Source organism: Kitasatospora dryopteridis (genome assembly GCF_050749075.1).
Classification (GTDB): domain Bacteria; phylum Actinomycetota; class Actinomycetes; order Streptomycetales; family Streptomycetaceae; genus Kitasatospora.
Genome location: NZ_CP192749.1, coordinates 6,916,148 through 6,934,272 on the forward strand (window position 1 = coordinate 6,916,148; position 18,125 = coordinate 6,934,272).

11 protein-coding genes and 3 pseudogenes are annotated in these 18,125 nt (G+C 73.1%); 8 read left to right on the forward strand and 6 right to left on the reverse strand.

Annotation, left to right across the window (positions count from 1 at the left end):
* Positions 1 to 2 precede the first annotated feature (2 nt).
* The 3 genes from ACQ614_RS31320 (at position 3) to ACQ614_RS31330 (ending at position 2,725) form a co-directional block, all read left to right on the forward strand.
* The gene (locus tag ACQ614_RS31320) at positions 3 to 149 is read left to right on the forward strand and encodes a hypothetical protein (RefSeq protein WP_431682315.1); all 147 of its coding nucleotides are present in this window, start codon (positions 3 to 5) and stop codon (positions 147 to 149) included.
* A complete protein-coding gene (locus ACQ614_RS31325) occupies positions 146 to 1,396 on the forward strand; it encodes a metallophosphoesterase (RefSeq protein WP_431682316.1) in 1,251 nt (416 codons plus the stop codon). Before ACQ614_RS31320 ends, ACQ614_RS31325 begins: the two co-directional genes overlap by 4 nt.
* An 87-nt stretch (positions 1,397 to 1,483) precedes the next feature.
* Positions 1,484 to 2,725 carry an MFS transporter gene (locus tag ACQ614_RS31330; RefSeq protein ID WP_431682318.1) on the forward strand — a complete coding sequence of 414 codons (1,242 nt, stop codon included), beginning with the start codon at positions 1,484 to 1,486 and terminating at the stop codon, positions 2,723 to 2,725.
* 208 nt (positions 2,726 to 2,933) lie between these two features.
* On the opposite strand, the gene ACQ614_RS31335 is transcribed toward ACQ614_RS31330, so the two are convergent.
* The 3 genes and pseudogenes from ACQ614_RS31335 to ACQ614_RS31345 all read right to left on the reverse strand — a co-directional run.
* Entirely contained in the window at positions 2,934 to 3,704 is a 771-nt protein-coding gene (locus tag ACQ614_RS31335; protein ID WP_431682320.1) for a leucyl/phenylalanyl-tRNA--protein transferase, read from the reverse strand.
* Positions 3,701 to 6,745, reverse strand: coding sequence for an amino acid adenylation domain-containing protein (locus ACQ614_RS31340; RefSeq protein WP_431684076.1), 3,045 nt, complete (start codon positions 6,743 to 6,745; stop codon positions 3,701 to 3,703). The genes ACQ614_RS31335 and ACQ614_RS31340 overlap by 4 nt, the downstream gene beginning before the upstream one ends.
* 6 nt (positions 6,746 to 6,751) lie before the next feature.
* A pseudogene (locus tag ACQ614_RS31345) lies at positions 6,752 to 6,904 on the reverse strand (MbtH family NRPS accessory protein); the annotation flags it as partial.
* A gap of 209 nt (positions 6,905 to 7,113) precedes the next feature.
* Between ACQ614_RS31345 and ACQ614_RS31350 the strand changes: the two are divergent.
* Together ACQ614_RS31350 and ACQ614_RS31355 are read left to right on the forward strand one after the other, a co-directional pair.
* Complete coding sequence (locus ACQ614_RS31350) at positions 7,114 to 10,215, forward strand: putative bifunctional diguanylate cyclase/phosphodiesterase (protein WP_431682321.1); 3,102 nt, start codon at positions 7,114 to 7,116, stop codon at positions 10,213 to 10,215.
* Positions 10,216 to 10,391: 176 nt separating this feature from the next.
* Positions 10,392 to 11,981 (forward strand): phospholipase D-like domain-containing protein, encoded by a 1,590-nt coding sequence (locus tag ACQ614_RS31355; RefSeq protein ID WP_431682323.1) that lies wholly within the window; start codon positions 10,392 to 10,394, stop codon positions 11,979 to 11,981.
* A 105-nt stretch (positions 11,982 to 12,086) separates the two neighbouring features.
* Here ACQ614_RS31355 and ACQ614_RS31360 read toward each other — a convergent pair whose 3' ends face one another.
* Both ACQ614_RS31360 and ACQ614_RS31365 read right to left on the reverse strand, forming a co-directional pair.
* The gene (locus ACQ614_RS31360) at positions 12,087 to 13,559 is read right to left on the reverse strand and encodes a M1 family metallopeptidase (protein WP_431684077.1); all 1,473 of its coding nucleotides are present in this window, start codon (positions 13,557 to 13,559) and stop codon (positions 12,087 to 12,089) included.
* 198 nt (positions 13,560 to 13,757) lie between these two features.
* On the reverse strand, positions 13,758 to 14,087 hold the full coding sequence (locus ACQ614_RS31365; protein ID WP_363497046.1) for a tetratricopeptide repeat protein: 330 nt from the start codon (positions 14,085 to 14,087) through the stop codon (positions 13,758 to 13,760).
* Positions 14,088 to 14,244: 157 nt separating this feature from the next.
* On the opposite strand from ACQ614_RS31365, the gene ACQ614_RS31370 reads away from it, so the two are divergent.
* The gene (locus ACQ614_RS31370) at positions 14,245 to 14,508 is read left to right on the forward strand and encodes a dsRBD fold-containing protein (protein WP_431682324.1); all 264 of its coding nucleotides are present in this window, start codon (positions 14,245 to 14,247) and stop codon (positions 14,506 to 14,508) included.
* Between the two features lie 250 nt (positions 14,509 to 14,758).
* A pseudogene (locus ACQ614_RS31375) lies at positions 14,759 to 16,843 on the forward strand (SpoIIE family protein phosphatase); the annotation flags it as partial.
* Here ACQ614_RS31375 and ACQ614_RS31380 read toward each other — a convergent pair.
* Positions 16,807 to 17,169, reverse strand: coding sequence for a hypothetical protein (locus ACQ614_RS31380; RefSeq protein ID WP_431682325.1), 363 nt, complete (start codon positions 17,167 to 17,169; stop codon positions 16,807 to 16,809). The pseudogene ACQ614_RS31375 and the gene ACQ614_RS31380 overlap by 37 nt on opposite strands.
* A gap of 2 nt (positions 17,170 to 17,171) precedes the next feature.
* On the opposite strand from ACQ614_RS31380, the pseudogene ACQ614_RS31385 reads away from it, so the two are divergent.
* Positions 17,172 to 18,105, forward strand: a pseudogene (locus tag ACQ614_RS31385) (SpoIIE family protein phosphatase); the annotation flags it as partial.
* Between the last annotated feature and the right edge of the window lie 20 nt (positions 18,106 to 18,125).

Here is an 18,125-nt window from a genome sequence, read left to right on the forward strand (position 1 = left end):
CCTTGAGTCATCTGATCACGTACATGAACGCCTGGGAGGGTCTCCGCATCCTCCTGCCGCCCGGACGCCCGCGGTGGCCCGCCCGGGCGGCACTCGCCCCGGGGGTGCGTGACAGCGCCGCCGCCCGGGTGCGGATACTGGCGGCATGATGATCGCGCTCGTCCTGGTGGTGGCCCTCACCCTGCTCGCTCTCGTGCACTGGTACGTCTGGCGGCGGACGGTGCGCGACGTGTCGGCCCCCGGCAGTGTCTGGCGCCGGGTCGGGACGGGGCTGGCGGTGCTGCTGCCGCTGCTCTCGCTGGGCGCGCTGATCGGCGGCCGGGCCCTGCCGCTCGCCGTCGAACGGTGGCTGGCCTGGCCCGGCTACCTGTGGCTGGCGGTGCTGCTCTACCTGGTGCTGGCGCTGCTGGTCGGCGAGGCCGTCCGGCCGCTGCTGCTCCGCGTCGGGCGGCGCCGTGCCGCCGTGCAGCCGCAGGCCGTGCCGGTGGCCGCGGGCGGTGCCCCGGCTCCCGCCGAGCAGGCCGAGCCCGCCGAGCAGGCCGGCCGGAAGGGGCAGGGCGGCCCGGCCGACCCGTCCCGGCGGCTGCTGGTGGCCCGCGGAGTGGCGGTCGCCGCCGGCGCCACGGCCGCCGCGGTGGTCGGCAACGGCGCATACGGGGTGCTGCGCGGGCCGCACCTCAAGCAGGTCACCGTCCCGCTGGCGAAGCTGCCGCGGCAGGCGCACGGCTACCGGATCGCCGTGGTCAGCGACATCCACCTCGGCCCGATCCTCGGCCGCGCGCACACCCAGCGGATCGTCGACACCATCAACCGCGCGCAGCCCGACCTCATCACCATCGTGGGCGACCTGGTCGACGGCAGCGTGCCGGAGCTCGGCCCCGCCGCCGAGCCGCTGGCGCAGCTGCGGGCCCGCGACGGCGCCTTCTTCGTCACCGGCAACCACGAGTACTTCTCGGGTGCCGCGCCCTGGGTGGACTTCGTGCGGGAGCTCGGGGTGCACCCGCTGGAGAACGCCCGCACCGAGCTCGGCCACTTCGACCTCGCGGGCGTCAACGACATCGCCGGCACCGCGGAGGGCCAGGGGCCCGACTACGAGCGGGCCCTGGGTGACCGGGACACCCGCCGCGCCGCCGTCCTGATGGCCCACCAGCCGGTGGCCGTGCACGAGGCCGTCCGCCGCGGCGTCGACCTCCAGCTGTCCGGCCACACCCACGGCGGGCAGCTGTGGCCGGGCAACTACCTGGCGGAGCTGGCCAACCCGACGGTCGCCGGGCTGGAGCGGTACGGCGACACCCAGCTCTACGTCACCCGCGGCGCGGGCGCCTGGGGCCCGCCGGTGCGGGTGGGCGCCCCCTCCGACATCACGATCGTCACCCTGGCCTCCCGGCAGGCCTGAGACGGGCAGGCCCGCGGTCGTCCCACGGCTGTCCCGCCTGGCGAAATGTTCCGTCCCACCTGGTGACCGGTCAGTAGGGTTCCCGGCATGACCGGGAACCCCGCGCGCCGCCGTTGGTTGATGCTCGCGATCGGGACGGGCGGCCAGACCGCCATGACCACGGTGCTCTACGGCATGCCGTCGCTGGTGCCCGCCTTCCAGCGGGAGTTCGGGCTGTCGCTCGCCGGGGCGGGCGCCCTGGTCTCCGGTCCGATCGCCGGCATCCTCCTGACCATGGTCGGCTGGGGAGCGGTCGCGGACCGCCGCGGCGAGCGGTTCGCCCTGGCGGCCGGCCTGCTCCCGGCGGCGGCCGTGCTCGCGGTCGCGGCCGCCGTCCCCGGGGTGCCCGCGCTGGCCGTGCTGCTGGTGCTGGCCGGGGCGTTCGGGGCCTCGGTGAACGCGGCCTCCGGCCGCCTGGTGATCGGCTGGTTCCCGCCGCGGCGGCGGGGCGTGGCGATGGGCGTCCGGCAGGCCTCGCAGCCGCTGGGCGTGGGCCTGGCCGCCGCCGTCCTCCCGCCGCTCGCCGAGCACGCCGGTCTGCCCGCCGCGCTCGGCTGCTGCGCGGTCATGTGCGCGGTGGCGGGTGCCGCCGTCCTGCTGCTGGCCGCCGACCCGCCGCGCCCGCCGTCCGCCGGACCGGCCCGCTGGCCGGGCCCGTACCGCGGTGCCCGGCTGTGGCGGCTGCACGGTGCGGCGGCGCTGCTGTGCGTCCCGCAGTTCGTGGTGGCGGGCTTCGCCCTGGTCTTCCTCACCGTTGCCCGCGGCTGGCCGGCCGCCACGGCCGGCACGGTGCTCGCGGCCGCCAACCTGGCGGGTGCGGGCGTCCGCCTGGCGGCCGGCTGGTGGTCGGACCGGGTGGGCAGCCGCGTCCGGCCGATGCGGCTGCTCGCGCTGGCCACCGCCGCGGACGTGCTGCTGCTCGCCGTCGGGGCCGCGGTGGACTCCCCGCTGGGTACGGCGGCGCTGCTGCTGGCCACCGGCCTGACCGTCTCCACCAACGGGCTGCACAACACCGCCGTCGCCGAGCACGCCGGGCCGGCCTGGGCGGGCCGGGCGCTGGGCGTCCACGGCCTGGCCCAGCACAGTGCGATCGTCCTGGTGCCGCCGCTGACCGGTGCCCTGATCGCCGCCCGCGGCTTCGTCCCCGCCTTCGCCCTGGCCGCCGCCTTCCCGCTGGTGGCGGCCGTCGTCGTCCCCACCGGACCGGCCCCGGCCGTAGACGGCACTGCGGCCGAGGACGCCCCGGCCGGGCCTGTACCTACGGGGGCGCACCTCCCGGCCGAAGGCTGAGGGAGAACTGCGCAGTCCAGGTACGGGCCACCGTGCAGATCACGGCTCGGCCCGTACCGTCGTGGTACCCGCATCCGGGTTGCGCAGTTCCCCGCGCCCCCGAATCGACTGCCCGGGTGGCCTTCGAGGACAACGCCGTCCTCGCCGACCCGGGAGGTGCCCCCACACCTCCCTGGATCGACCGCCCGGGTGGCCTTCGAGGACAACGTCAGCCCAACCGGGACGCCGGCCGTTCCTCGCCCGGCGGGGGGCCGGCGGACGGGCCGCCGCGGAGCAGGGCCAGGTACTCGGTGCGCGGCCTGGGTACCGCACCCAGGCTCCGCACGTGCGGGCTGTCCCACTGGACGTCCAGCAGCAGCCCGCCGGCCTCGGATAAGCGCTGGGCGAGGTCGACCACGGCGACCCTGGCGGCGTCCGGCCGCATGCCGAACATGGAGTCCAGGCTGATCACCGGCCCGACCCGGACCCCGAACGCGCCGCCGACCAGCTCGCCCTCCTCCCACACCTCGATGCTGTGCGCCCGCCCCCTGGCGTGCAGGGCCTCGAGTGCGGCCCGCAGGTCGGCCGTCAGCCAGGCCGGGGTGCGGCCGGCGGCGCAGCGCTCGACGACCTCGCCGAACGCCTTGTCCGCGGTGGTCGTCCACAGGTCGCCGTTGCGCAGCCGGCGGGCCAGCCGGCTGCCGAGCCGGGCGCCGGTGAGGGGGATGACCGGCCGCGGGTCGGGGCACCACCAGGCGACGCCGAAGGCGTCCTCGCCGGCCCCGGGGGGTGTGGCGATGGTGCCCTCGTCGACCTGCTCCTCGTAGCGGGCCTCGTTCATCCACAGCGCGTACTCGTCCGGGGCGGGCATCGGGAAGGCGCCGGCCCGGTAGCCGGCGAGCAGCCCGTCCGGGCCGAGGTCGGCGCAGAACGCGGCGGGTGCGTCGGAGGGGGCGTGGTCGAGGACGACCGCGGCCCACCACTGTGCGGTACCGCTCACCCGACGTGCTCCAACTGGCCGCTGGCCTCGAGCCGGTCGAGGTAGAAGTCGAGCAGTTCGGCGTCGACGGCCGGCAGTTCGACGCCGGCCCGCTCCAGCGCCCGGTCGGCGCCGGCCCGGGTGAACTCCGGGAACGTCGGCCGGAAGTACATCTCGCTGATGGTCAGCTCGCTTCCCTCGGCGCGGTCCACGAACAGCGGCACGAACGGGGTGATCGGGTGCGCCGGGTTCGCGGTGGCGAAGGCGATCAGCCGGTGCACCCACTCGCGGTACGGCAGGTGCTCGACCGGGCGGCCGCGGGCTCGGATGCGCTCGGTGAGATCGCCGAGGGCGGCCGGGGCGGGGTTGGTCAGGTGCAGCACCCGGCCCTCGGCGGGCTCCGTGGTGGAGATGAGGGCGAGCGCGCGGGTGAAGACGTCGGCGGGCACGAAGTCCAGCGGCAGGTCGACGTCCGGGCTGGTGCCGCTGTCCCACAGGTAGCGGATGATCGCGGACAGCTCGGTGCCGGGGTTGATCACCCCGTGCCGCAGGTCGCCGGTGACGTCGTTGACCCGGTGCACGGTGACCGGCAGCCCGGCGCCGGCCGCGTGGTGCAGCAGCGCCTCGGCGACCCACTTGCTCTCCACGTAGCCGACCGAGAGCCGGTCGGCGTGCGCGAGCGGGCTCTCCTCGGTGATCTGCCGGACGCCCGCCGGGCCGTACCCGGCGAGCACGGCCATGCTCGACAGGTAGTGCACCGGGATCGCCCGCGAGTGGCCCGCCAGCCGGATCACCTCGCGGGTGCCGGCCACGTTCGCCGCCCGCAGCTGGTGGTACGGGTAGAGGAAGTTGACCTGTCCGCCGAGGTGGTGGATCAGGTCGACGGTGCCGGCCAGCTCCTCGAAGCGGCGCCGGCCGAGGCCGAGCAGCGGTTCGGACAGGTCGCCGACCACCGGCACCACCCGGTCCGAGTGCAGGTCGCGCAGCAGGTACCGCTGGTGGGCGGCGCGCAGCCGCTCCAGGCCGTGGTCCGGGTCGGGCGCCCGGACCAGGCAGTGCACCCGGGCGTCGGTGGTCTCCAGCAGGGCGCGCAGCAGGTGGGTGCCGCAGAAGCCGGTGGCGCCGGTCAGCAGGATGTCGGACGGCTGGTGCCAGCGCGGCGCGGTGCGGTCCGGGTCGCGGTGCACCGGCACGCCCAGCTCGGCCTCGGCGGTGAAGTCGATCCGCTGGCCGTGCTCGGCGGGCAGCACCCCGCGGGCGTCCCGGGTGACGGTGGTGAACGCGCCGAGGGTGGGGTTCTTCAGCAGCGCCCGGGTCAGCGTGCGGATGCGGTCCACGCCGATCCCGAACATGATCCGGGCACGGGCCAGCATCTCCATCGCCAGCAGAGAGTTGCCGCCGAGCTCGAAGAAGTCGTCGTCGGTGCCGACGTGCTCCACGCCCAGGATCTGCGCCCACAGGTAGGCCAGGCCCGCCTGCACGCCGGCGCCGGGCCCGCCGACGACGGCGTGCCCCGGGTCCCGGGTACCGCGGGCCAGCCCGACCCGGTCGATCTTCCCGCTCGGGGTGACCGGCATGTGCTCCACCGGCACGAAGGCACTGGGCACCAGGTGGTCGGGCAGCCGCGCGGCCATGTACTGCCGCAGGTCCTCCGGCCGCCCGCCGCGGGCCGTGTAGTAGGCGGTGAGCGCCCGCCCGCCGGCGGCCTCGCCCGCCACCACCCGGACCTCGCCCACCGACGGGTGCTCGCCGAGGACGGCCTCCACCTCGCCGGGGTCGACCCGGTAGCCGCGGATCTTCACCTGGTCGTCGGCCCGGCCGATCAGCTCCAGGTTGCCGTCCGGCCGCCACCGGCCGGTGTCGCCGGTGCGGTACATCCGCCCGCCCGGCGTGCCCGCGTACGGCTCGGGCAGAAACCTTTCCGCCGTCAGATCCGGGCGCTTCCAGTAGCCGCGGGCCAGCCCCGGGCCGCCGATGTACACCTCGCCCTTCTCACCCGGCGGCACCGGCCGCAGATCCGCGTCCAGCACGTGCACGAACGTGCCCAGCAGCGGCCGCCCCACCGGCACCGGCGCGTGCGCCGGCTGCGCCAGCAGCTCCGGGCCTATCTCGCACAGCGTCGAGGTGATCCCGGTCTCCGTCAGCCCGTACGCATTCAGCAGCCGCGTGCCCGGCAGCCGCCGCAGCGTCTCCCGGCAGTCCTCCGCCGGTACCGTGTCACCGCCCACCACCAGCAGCCGCAGCGAGGCCGCCGCCGGCCCCTGCGCCGGCAGCACCGCCAGCAGCCGGTGCCAGTACGTCGGTGTCAGATCCGCCACCGTGATGCCAAGTTCGGGCAGCCGGTGGGCCAACTCGATCGGCGCCCACGGATGCCGGCCGCCCAGCACCAGCGCCGCCCCGTTCAGCAGCGGCGTGAATATCTGCTCCAGCGAGGTGTCGAAACCCAGCGCACCCAGCTGCAGCACCCGGTCCGCCGGTGACAGCCCGTACGCCTCCGCCACCCGCGACAGCGTGAACACCATCGTCCGGTGACTCACCGGCACACCCTTCGGCTCACCCGTCGTGCCCGAGGTGTAGATCAGGTACGCCAGGTCGTCCGGGTCCGACAGGTCCGTCGGCGGCACCACCGGCGCGGGCCCCGCCGTCCGGTACGCCTCCACCAGTACCGCGGCCGGGAACAGCCCGGCATGGTCACGCGACGTCACCACCGGCCCGCCGCCGGAGTCCGCGGCCAGCTTCGCCAGCCGCAGGTCCGGATGCGCCGGATCCAGCGGCAGGAACGCACCGCCCGCCTTCAGCGCGGCCAGCATCGCCACCACCATGTCGCCGCTGCGCTCCAGGCACACCGGCACCACCACGTCCGGCCCCACGCCCAGCGCCCGCAACTCCTCGGCCAGCCGGTCGCTGCGCCCGTCCAGCTCGCCGTAGGTCAGCGGGCCGTCGTCGCACAGCACGGCGAGCGCCCCGGGGCGGGTCGCGGCCTGCTCGCGGAACAGCCCGTGCACCGTACGGCCCGGGGCGCCCGAGCCGGTGGGTCTCAGATCGCGCCAGCGGCTTTCCACCTCGCGTCGGCATTCCTCGCGGCCGGCCGGTCCGAATACGCTCCGCCATCCCCCGGGCACCGGGAGTTCGTTCGTCCAAATCGCATACTGTCCATCTTCGTTCGACAGAACGAGATGTGGCCCGAATTGGGGGGGTTGGACGTGATTCGACTGATCCACCGGCAACGACCTCGACAGACGGCGGATGGATTACCGGGAAATATCGGGGAGTGCGTGGACACCGGCCCAGCACGGCCGCGGCCTCCGCCGCCCGCCACGGACCGCCCCCGATAATCTCGACTATAGGCACCCCGGGCGCGCTATGTATGATTGGGAGCGCCCCAATTCCTGAGCGGATCAGCTCACCACCTCCGAGGGAGGTAGCTGGGTTGACACGTCGACGACAGCGGCTGACGGTCTGTTATATCGGCCTGACGGTCCTGCTGACGGTGATCTACTACCGTTTCCCCACCGACCGCATCATCTGGTGGACGGGCATCGGGCTCAGCAGCTTCGCTGCGATTGTCATCGGTGTCCGTCTCAACAGGCCTGCCCACGCCGGTTCCTGGTACCTGCTCGCAGTCGCCAACCTGAGCTTCACCGCGGGCGAGGTCGTCCAGGTCATCCAGACCGAGTACCTGCACCAGCTGACCTTCCCCTCGCTCGCGGACGCCTTCTACCTCGCCGAGTTCGTGCTCTACGCGGCCGGCGTCTGGGGATTCATCCGCTGGCGCACGGCCCACCAGGACCGCGGCAGCCTCATCGACGCGCTGACCCTCACCGTCGGCCTCGCGCTGCTCAGCTGGATGTACCTGATCGTCCCGTACGCCCAGAACCCCCAACTCACCGGGTTCCAGAAGGTCATCTCCATCGCCTACCCGCTCGGCGACATCCTCGTGCTCGCCATGCTGATGCGGCTGCTGGTGCCGCGCGGCGGCAAGAGCCCCGCCGTCGTCCTGCTCACCCTCGGTACCGTCGGCCTGCTCGTCTCCGACGTCCTCTACGGCCTCATCCAGCTCCACGGCGTGTGGCGCATCGGCACCCCGGTCGACCTCGGCTGGGCGCTCCTCTACACCGCGTGGGGCGTGGCCGCACTGCACCCCTCCATGGTCGAACTGACCCGGCCCATCCCCACCCAGCCCCCGGACATCAGCCGCGGCCGGATCGCCCTGCTGACCGTCGCCTCGCTGATCGCGCCCACCATGCTCGTCCTGGAGGTCACCCAGGGCAACCCCGGCAACGCCGCCGTCATCGGCGGCTTCTCCGCCGTCCTCTTCCTGCTCGTCCTCTCCCGGCTCGCCGGCGTCGTCCTCGCCCACCGGCACGCCGTCGAACGCGAGCGCGTCCTTCGGATGGCCGGCGCCTCCCTCGCCGGCGCCGTCACCGTCGAGCAGGTCGCCGATGCCGTCCGCACCGCCGCCTCCTCCCTCGTCCCCACCGAGCCCGCCCACGTCGCGCTGCTCTCCGTCGGCGAGGAGGACGCCCTGCAGACCGGCGGCGACGGCCCGCCCGGGGCAGGACCCGCCCGGCACAGCCGCCTCGTCCCCGTCGGCACCCTCGACCACGCCCTCGCCGCCCGCCTCGAAGGAGCCCCCAGCGCCCTCATCTGCCCCCTCGTCCTGGAGAGGCGCCCCTCGGGCGACCCGCTGATCGGCGCCCTCGTCGTCGGCGGCACCGAACACCGGCTCACGGCTTTATGGGGCACCCTCGACATCCTCGCCGCGCAGGCCGCACTCGCGATCGAACGGGTCATGCTCAACGAGGAGATCAACCGCCGCAACAGCGAGCTCTACTTCCGCACGCTGGTGCAGAGCGCCTCCGACGTGATCCTCATCCTGCGCGCCGACGACACCATCCGGTACGCCAGCTCCTCGGCGGACCGCGTCCTCGGCCACCCCTCGCTCGACGGCCAGGCCCTCACCGACCTCGTGCCGCCGGAGGACAGCCGCGCCGTCAACCAGGCCCTGCTGCGCATGCGCACCCGCGAACAGTCCGAGCAGCGCGAACACTGGCGGCTGCTGCGCAACGACCGCAGCGTCATCGAGGCCGAGGTCCGCTGGAACGACCTGCGCGACGACCCCACCGTCGGAGGCCTGGTGCTCACCCTGCGTGACGTCACCGACCAGCGGCAGATGGAACGCGAACTCACCCACCGCGCCTTCCACGACTCGCTCACCGGCCTGGCCAACCGCGTCCTCTTCCAGGACCGGGTCGGCCACGCCCTCTCCCGCAGCGGCCGCCGCGGCACCGTCACCGGCGTGCTCTTCATCGACCTCGACGACTTCAAGGTCGTCAACGACACCCAGGGCCACGCCGTCGGCGACGAACTCCTGGTCGCCGTCTCGCTGCGGATCTCCACCGCGCTGCGCACCTCCGACACCGCGGCCCGCCTCGGCGGCGACGAGTTCGCCGTGCTGGTCGAGGACGCCATGTCGCCCGCAGACGTCGGCGCCACCGCCGCCGCGGTGCTCGCCGTCTTCGAGGAGCCGTTCAGGCTCAGCTCCGGCGCCGTCCGGGTCGCCGCCAGCGTCGGCGTCGCCACCACCGAGGACAGCGAGGACGGCGCCGAGCTGCTCACCCACGCCGACCTGGCGCTGTACTCGGCGAAGGCGGCCGGAAAGCGGCAGTGGTGCCACTACAGGCCCGCGCTGCAGGCCGGTCTGGTCGAGCGGCACGAGCTCAACGAGAGCCTGGACGAGGCGATCGCCGAGTCCGCCTTCGCGCTGTACTACCAGCCGATCGTCGACCTCGGTGACGGGAGCCTGGTCGGCTTCGAGGCCCTGGTGCGCTGGCCGCACGCGCGGCGCGGCATGGTGCTGCCGGAGGAGTTCATCTCGCTCGCCGAGGAGAGCGGCCAGATCGTGCCGCTGGGCGCCTGGGTCCTGGAGCGGGCGGTCGCCGAGGCGGCCCGCTGGCAGCGGCTGACCCGGGCCGAGCGGGCGGCCGACGGGCGCGGCCCGCTGCGGGTGAGCGTCAACGTCTCGGGCCGGCAGTTCCGCGACGCGGGCTTCGTCGACACCGTGCGCCGGGCCCTCGACCAGAGCGGCATCGACCCGTCCACGCTGGTGCTGGAGCTCACCGAGACGGTGCTGATGCGCCGCGACGAGCGGGTGCGCACCGACATGCAGATGCTCGGCGACCTCGGTGTGCAGATCGCCATCGACGACTTCGGCACCGGCTACTCCTCGCTGAGCTACCTGCGCGAGTTCCCGATCTCCATCCTGAAGATCGACAAGTCGTTCATCGACGGGCTCGGCCACTCCCAGCAGCAGTACGCGCTGGTCGAGGGCATCGCGCGGATCGCCGACACGCTGGGCGTGCAGGTCATCGCCGAGGGCATCGAGAACACGGTGCAGCGGGAGCTCCTGGCCGCGATGGGCTGCCCGCTCGGACAGGGCTACCTGTTCGCCCGGCCGCTGACCTCGGACCAGGCGGGCAGCCTGGTGCAGGAGGACGCCCGCCCGGCCGGGCTGAACATCGGGCGCGCCTGAGGCGTTGCACGCCGGGCGGGCCGAGACGGTCGGGGGTGGGCCCGGGACGGCCGGGGCGGGCCTCCGGGTGCCGCCGGGGTGCGGGCACCGGAGGCCCGCCCTCCGATTTGATCATCTGGCGGGCCGTCAAGTTACCATCAGGTAGATTGTTGGTGATCTGCCAAAGGACCCTCTCCGTGCTCGACCGTCGACCGCGCCGCACCGGCCGCGTCACCCGCCCCCTGCTCGTCCTCGCCGCCGTACTCGGCGTGCTCCCCGCCGCCGCACCGGCCTACGCCGCGCAGCCCGCCACCCCGCACCTCGACGCCGTGGAGCGCACCCTGCGGGAGGTGTCGCCGGGCCTGGAGGGCCCGGTCTGGCAGCGCACCGACGGCAACCGCTTCGACGGCGTCCTGCAGACGCCCGGCTGCTGGGGCGACCCGGCCTGCCGCACCCGCACCGGCAGCGACGAACTGCTCGCCCGCACCACCGCCGCCGTCGCCGCCGCCACCCGCACCGTCGACGTCTCCTCGCTGGCGCCCTTCCCCAACGGCGGCTTCGAGGACGCCCTGGTCGCCGGCCTCAAGCAGGCCACCGCCGGTGGCAACCGCATCACCGTGCGCATCCTGGTCGGTGCCGCGCCCGTCTACCACCTCAACGTGAAGCCCGCCGCCTACCGCGACGAGCTGCTCTCCCGCCTCGGCCCGGCCGCCGCGAACGTCACCCTCACCGTCGCCTCCGCCACCACCTCCCGCACCGGCCTGTCCTGGAACCACTCCAAGATCCTGGTCGTGGACGGCGCCACCGCGATCGTCGGCGGCATCAACGGGTGGAAGGACGACTACCTCGACACCGCCCACCCGGTCACCGACGCCGACGTCGAGATCACCGGCCCCGCGGCCGGCTCCGCCGCCCGCTACCTCGACACCCTGTGGTCCTGGACCTGCGACAACACCGGCACCTTCAGCCAGAACGTCTGGTTCGCCGCCTCTGCCGGCGCCGGCTGCCTGCGCACCCTCGACACCCCGGCGGCCCCCGCGGCCGGCGGCGTCCCGGTGATCGCCGTCGGCGGCCTCGGCATCGGCATCCGCACCGCCGACCCCGCCTCCGGCTACCGTCCGCAACTGCCCGGGGCCGCCGCCACCCGCTGCGGCATCGGCGTGGCCGACCGCACCAACAACGACCGCGACTACGAGACGGTCAACCCCGAGGAGAACGCGCTGCGCGCCCTCGTCGCGAGCGCCACCGAGCACATCGAGATCTCCCAGCAGGACCTCAACGCCACCTGCCCGCCGCTGCCCCGCTACGACCAGCGGCTGTACGACGTGCTGGCCGCCAAGCTGGCCGCGGGCGTCAAGGTGCGGATCGTGGTCAGCGACCCGGCCAACCGCGGCGCGGTCGGCAGCGGCGGCTACTCGCAGATCAAGTCGCTCGCCGAGATCAGCGACGTGCTGAAGGACCGTCTGGTGAAGCTGACCGGCGACCAGGCCGAGGGCCGGGCCGCGCTCTGCGGCAACCTGCAGCTCGCCTCCTTCCGCGCCGCACCCACCGCCACCTGGGCCGACGGTCACCCGTACGCGCTGCACCACAAGGTGGTGTCGGTGGACGGCCAGGCCTTCTACACCGGCTCGAAGAACCTCTACCCGGCCTGGCTGCAGGACTTCGGCTACATCGTCGAGGACCGCGCCGCCGCCGGACGGCTCGACGCCGAGGTGCTCGCGCCGCAGTGGCAGTACTCGCAGGCCACCGCGACGGTCGACCACCAGCGGGGCATCTGCACCGCCTGATACCGCCGCGCCCGCCCCTCTCGTGGACGGAGGGGCGGGCGCGGCCCGTGGCAGTGCTCCCGGGCGATGCCCACGGGCCAGTGATTTCCGGTCAGTGCTTCCGGGTCAGTGCTCCTGGGCGGTGCGGATCTTCGTCCAGGAGCGCGGCTGCTGCGGGGCGGCCGACGGCCGGGCCGCCTGCGCGCCCGGCGGGACGGCGCCGCTGGCCGGCTTGGACGCCGTGTACAGCCAGGTCTGCAGCAGCTCGCCCAGCGGCTTGCCGGAGATCCGCTCGGCGTACTGCCGGAACTCCGCGATCGTCGCGTCGCCGTACCGGTGCTCGGCCGGCCAGCCCTTCAGGATGCGGAAGAACGCCTCGTCGCCGACCTCGTTGCGCAGCGCCTGCAGGGCCAGCGCCCCGCGGTCGTACACCGCGCCGTCGAACTGGTGGTCCGCGCCGGGGTCGCCGGGCTTCACCGTCCAGAACGGGTCGTCCGCCGGGTGCGAGGAGTACACCCAGTCCGCGAGCTCCTGCGCGGTGCCCTCGTTCTCGTGCTCCGACCACAGCCACTGCGCGTACGTGGCGAAGCCCTCGTTCAGCCAGATCTCGCTCCACCGCCGGACGGAGACCGTGTCGCCGAACCACTGGTGGGCCAGCTCGTGCACCACCACCGAGGTGTTGGAGCCGCGGGAGAACTGCCGCGGGCTGTAGAACACCCGGGTCTGGTTCTCCAGGGCGTAGCCGGTCTTCACGTTGGGCACGTAGCCGCCGACCGAGCCGAAGGCGTACGGGCCCAGGTAGCCGGACAGCCAGTCGGCGAGTTCGCCGGTGCGCTCCACGCTGGCGCGGGCGGCGCCGTCGTTGTCGCCGAGGTCGCGGCTGTAGGCGTTCAGCACCGGGATGCCGCCCGGGCTGGTGGAGCGGGTGATGTCGAAGCGTCCGACCGCGAGCGTCGCCAGGTAGGTGGCCTGCGGCTTGTTCTGCCGCCAGTTGTACCGGGTCCAGCCGATCCGCGAGCTCTGCGAGACCAGGTCGCCGTTGCTGATGACCTGGGTGCCGTCCGGGACGAGCACCGACACGTCGAAGGTGGCCTTGTCGGACGGGTGGTCGTTGCTCGGGAACCACCACCAGGCCGCCTCCGGCTCGCCCGCCGCCACCCCGCCGTCGGGGGTGCGCAGCCACGCGGTGAAGCCGTAGCGGGAGACCGCGGACGGCGTGCCCGCGTAGCGGACCACCACCGTGGTGCGCTGTCCCTTGGCCAGCGGCGCGGCCGGGGTGACCTCCAGTTCCTGCTCGCCGGTGGCGGCGAACTTCGCCGGACGGCCGTCCACCAGCACCTCGCTGACGTCCAGTGCGAAGTCCAGGTCGAACCGGGAGAGGTTCTGGGTGGCGGTGGCCAGGATGGTGGTGGTGCCCTCCAGCCGGTCGGTGGCCGGCTGGTACTTCAGCCTGATGTCGTAGTGCGAGACGTCGTACCCGCCGTTGCCGTAGGTGGGGTAGTAGGCGTCGCCGATGCCGGGGGAGCCGGCGGTGGCCGCGGCGGCCGAGGCCGGGTCGGCCAGTAAGAGGGCGGCGGCGGCCGCCAGGGAGACGATCATCCTCGTGCGCACAGGGGTCCTCCAGTGCGGTCGGGGTGCGGACGATTGACGGTAGATCGGGTCGACCCTCCGTCAGGCGCGCCTCAGTCTCACCTTTATGAAGTGTTCATGCAAGGACACCTTCGGCCACCCGGAGGCAACGCAGAAGGGGCGCGGGGAACCGCCCGCAGTTTCCCCGCGCCCCCGAGTGGTCGGCGGTCAGCCCTCCAGGGCCTCCGCCAGCCGCAGCCAGCGGGCCGCCTCGGCGGGGCGGCCCTGGCGCTCCAGGGTGCGCCCCAGCATCAGGTGCGCGTACTGCTCGACCGGGTCGCGGGCCACGACCTCCCGCAACTGCTCCTCGGCGCGCCGCAGCTGCGCGGAGTGGTAGTAGGCGCGGGCCAGCAGCAGCCGCGGCCCGACCTGCTCCGGGTGCTGCTCGACCACCGGCGCGAGCAGCCGCGCCGCCTCGGCGTACTCCTTGGCGTCGAAGTACAGCCCTGCCCAGCGCCACTGCTCGGCGGTGTCGCCCGTGAGGTACTGCTGGAACACCGTGGGACTCCTCTCGTCCGTCCGTCGCTCCGTCCGGTCCCGCACCCGGAGCGATCTGTTGAACGTTCACCGACATGGCGGCATTCCCGCCCCTGGTTGCCCGCCCACGGCCCGCGGGCGCACGCTGGAACCCGGGAACGCCACGAGGAGGTGCAGGATGCACAACCAGTGGGACGTAGAGCTGGTCTTCGAAGAGGACGGCGTCAACACCGCCTGCGATGCCCGGCTGAGCGGCTCGCACGCACCCGGCCTCAGCGGCCACGGCGAAGCGGTGAAGAGCCGCGACGACCGCCCGCTGGCCAGGATCGGCGAGGAGATGGCCGCCTCCCGCGCACTCGACGAACTCTCCCGCAAACTGAGGTCCGTCGCGGACGGCGAGATCGCCGACGAGGGCCACCGGCCCTCCTACCTCATCTACTGACAACACCCGCATCTGTTGGCAGCGCCCGCCGACGCACCACGGGAGAGGCGACCCGGGGTGCGCCGGTGGGGTGTCGCCCGGCCCGCACCCTCCGTGACCGGGCGGTCCGTCCAGCGATGTGATCGGGCTCATCTCTTGGCCGGGTGGGGGCCCGCGGGGTACACATAGGCATATGGTCCGGTTTAGGGGCCGATCCCGGGCCCCGTCGGTCCCCGACTCCACCGGTCGACGTCCGTGGTCGGCGTTGAGAATGCGCAGCGTCGCAGGCCAGGTGTTCGTCCTTCAGGTGGTCATCGTCCTGCTCCTGGTCGTCGCAGCAGGCGTCGAACTCGTGCTGCAGTCCCGCAAGGACATCACCCGCGAGGCCGCCAACCGCTCCCTCGCCGTCGCCCAGACCTTCGCCAACGCGCCCGGCATCATCGAGGCGCTCAGCACCCCGAACCCGACCGTCGTCCTCCAGCCCCGCGCCGAGGCCGCCCGCGTCACCTCCGGCGTGGACTTCATCGTCGTGATGAACACCGCCGGCATCCGCTACACCCACCCGATGCCCGACCGGATCGGCAAGAAGTTCGTCGGCACCATCGCCCCCGCCCTCGCCGGCAAGACCGTCATCGAGAACGTCGACGGCACCATCGGCCCCCTCGTCCAGGCCACCGTCCCCGTCAAGGAAGCCGACGGCACCGTCGTCGGCATCGTCTCCGCCGGCGTCCGCAAAGCCAAGATCGCCGACACCGCCGACCGCCAGCTCCCCCTGCTCCTCGCCACCGCCGCAGGAGCGCTCGCCCTCGCCACCGCAGGCACCGCCCTCGTCGGCCGCCGCCTGCGCCGCCAGACCCACGGCCTCGGCCCCGCCGAGATGACCCGCATGTACGAGCACCACGACGCGGTCCTGCACGCCGTCCGCGAGGGCGTCCTCATCCTCGACGGCACCGGACGCCTCCTGCTCGCCAACGACGAGGCCCGCCGCCTGCTCCCGCTCCCCACCGACGCCGAGGGCCGGGACGTCGCCGACCTCGGCCTCGACCACCGCCTCACCGACCTGCTCGCCTCCGGCAACACCGCCACCGACCAGGTCGTCAGCGCCGGCGAACGGCTGCTCGCCGTCAACATCCGCTCCACCGACACCAACGGCGGCCCGCCCGGCCGCGTCGTCACCCTCCGAGACTCCACCGAGCTCCAGGCCCTCTCCGGCCGCGCCGAACTCGCCGGCCGCCGCCTCCAACTGCTGTACGACGCCACCGGCCACATCGGCACCACCCTCGACGTCACCCGCACCGCCCAGGAACTCGCCGACGCCGCCGTCCCCGTCTTCGCCGACTTCGTCACCGTCGACCTCGCCGAACCCGTGCTCCGCGGCGAGGAACCCACCGGCCTGCCCACCGTGATGCGCCGCACCGGCCACAGCGGCGTCCGCCCCGACTCCCCGTTCATCCCCGTCGGCGAGAGCGTCCCGCTCGTCCCCGACACCCCCCGCGCCCGCTCCATGGCCTCCGGCCGGCCCGTCCTCGAACCCGACCTCACCGCCGCCTTCGAGGCCTGGAAGCCCTACCACCCCGAACGCGCCGCCGGCGTCCAGCGCTACGGCGTCCACTCCCTGCTCACCCTGCCGCTCCAGGCCCGCGGCATGGTCCTCGGCATGGCCAGCTTCTGGCGCTCCGACCGCCCCGAACCCTTCGACGACGACGACCGCTCCGTCGCCGAGGAACTCGTCGTCCGGGCAGCCCTGTGCATCGACAACGCCCGCCGCTACACCCGCGAGCACGCCATGGCCGTCACCCTGCAGCACAGCCTGCTGCCCGGCGGCCTCCCCGAACAGAGCGCCCTCGACCTCGCCTACCGCTACCTGCCCGCCCAGGCCGGCGTCGGCGGCGACTGGTTCGACGTCATCCCGCTGCCCGGCGCCCGCGTCGCCCTCGTCGTCGGCGACGTCGTCGGCCACGGCCTGCACGCCGCCGCCACCATGGGCCGGCTGCGCACCGCCGTGCACACCTTCTCCGCCCTCGACATGCCGCCGGACGAACTCCTCGGCCACCTCGACGACCTCGTCAACCGCATCGACCAGGACGCCTCCCTCGACGGCGACGCCCCCATCACCGGCGCCACCTGCCTCTACGCCATCTACGACCCGGTCTCCCTGCGCTGCACCATGGCCCGCGCCGGCCACCTGCTGCCCGCCGTCGTCCACCCCGACGGCAGCGTCGAATTCCCCGAACTCCCCGCAGGACCGCCCCTCGGCCTCGTCGGGCTCCCCTTCGAGGCCGTCGAGATCGACCTCCCCGAGGGCAGCCAGATGGTCCTCTACACCGACGGCCTCGTCGAGGACCGCCACCGCGATTCCATTCCATTCCATTCCATTCCATTCCATTCCATTCCATTCCATTCCATTCCATTCCATTCCATTCCATTCCATTCCATTCCATTCCATTCCATTCCATTCCATTCCATTCCATTCCATTCCATTCCATTCCATTCCATTCCATTCCATTCCATTCCATTCCATTCCATTCCATTCCATTCCATTCCATTCCATTCCATTCCATTCCATTCCATTCCATTCCATTCCATTCCATTCCATTCCATTCCATTCCATTCCATTCCATTCCATTCCATTCCATTCCATTCCATTCCATTCCATTCCATTCCATTCCATTCCAGGTTCAATCGTCATCCCGCTGCCCGGCGCCCGCGTCGCCCTCGTCGTCGGCGACGTCGTCGGCCACGGCCTGCACGCCGCCGCCACCATGGGCCGGCTGCGCACCGCCGTGCACACCTTCTCCGCCCTCGACATGCCGCCGGACGAACTCCTCGGCCACCTCGACGACCTCGTCAACCGCATCGACCAGGACGCCTCCCTCGACGGCGACGCCCCCATCACCGGCGCCACCTGCCTCTACGCCATCTACGACCCGGTCTCCCTGCGCTGCACCATGGCCCGCGCCGGCCCGACCCGTCCGCCGTCGTCCACCCCGACGGCAGCGTCGAATTCCCCGAACTCCCCGCAGGACCGCCCCTCGGCCTCGTCGGGCTCCCCTTCGAGGCCGTCGAGATCGACCTCCCCGAGGGCAGCCAGACATCGACGAAGGCCTCGAAGAGTTGCGCACCACCCTCGCCGCACACCCCGGCAGCACGCCGGAGAAGACCTGCGACACCGTGCTCGACGCCATGCTCCCCGCCAGCCCCACCGACGACATCGCCCTGCTCGTCGCCCGCACCCGCGCCCTCCCCGCCGAGAACGTCGACGCCTGGGACGTCCCCGCCGACCCCAGCGCCGTCTCCGCCGTCCGCGGCAAGGTCAGCCGGCGCCTCGACGACTGGGGCCTGGAGGACCTCGCCTTCACCACCGAACTCATCCTCAGCGAACTCGTCACCAACGCCATCCGCTACGGCGGCGGCCCGATCCGCGTCCGACTGCTCCGCGACCGGACACTGATCTGCGAGGTCTCCGACTCCAGCAGCACCTCACCGCATCTCAAGTACGCCGCCAGCACCGACGAGGGCGGCCGCGGCCTCTTCCTCGTCGCCCAGTTCGCCGAGCGCTGGGGCACCCGCTACACCGACTCCGGCAAGGTCATCTGGGCCGAGCAGGTACTGCCCTGACCCGCATCCGAGTCAGTGGG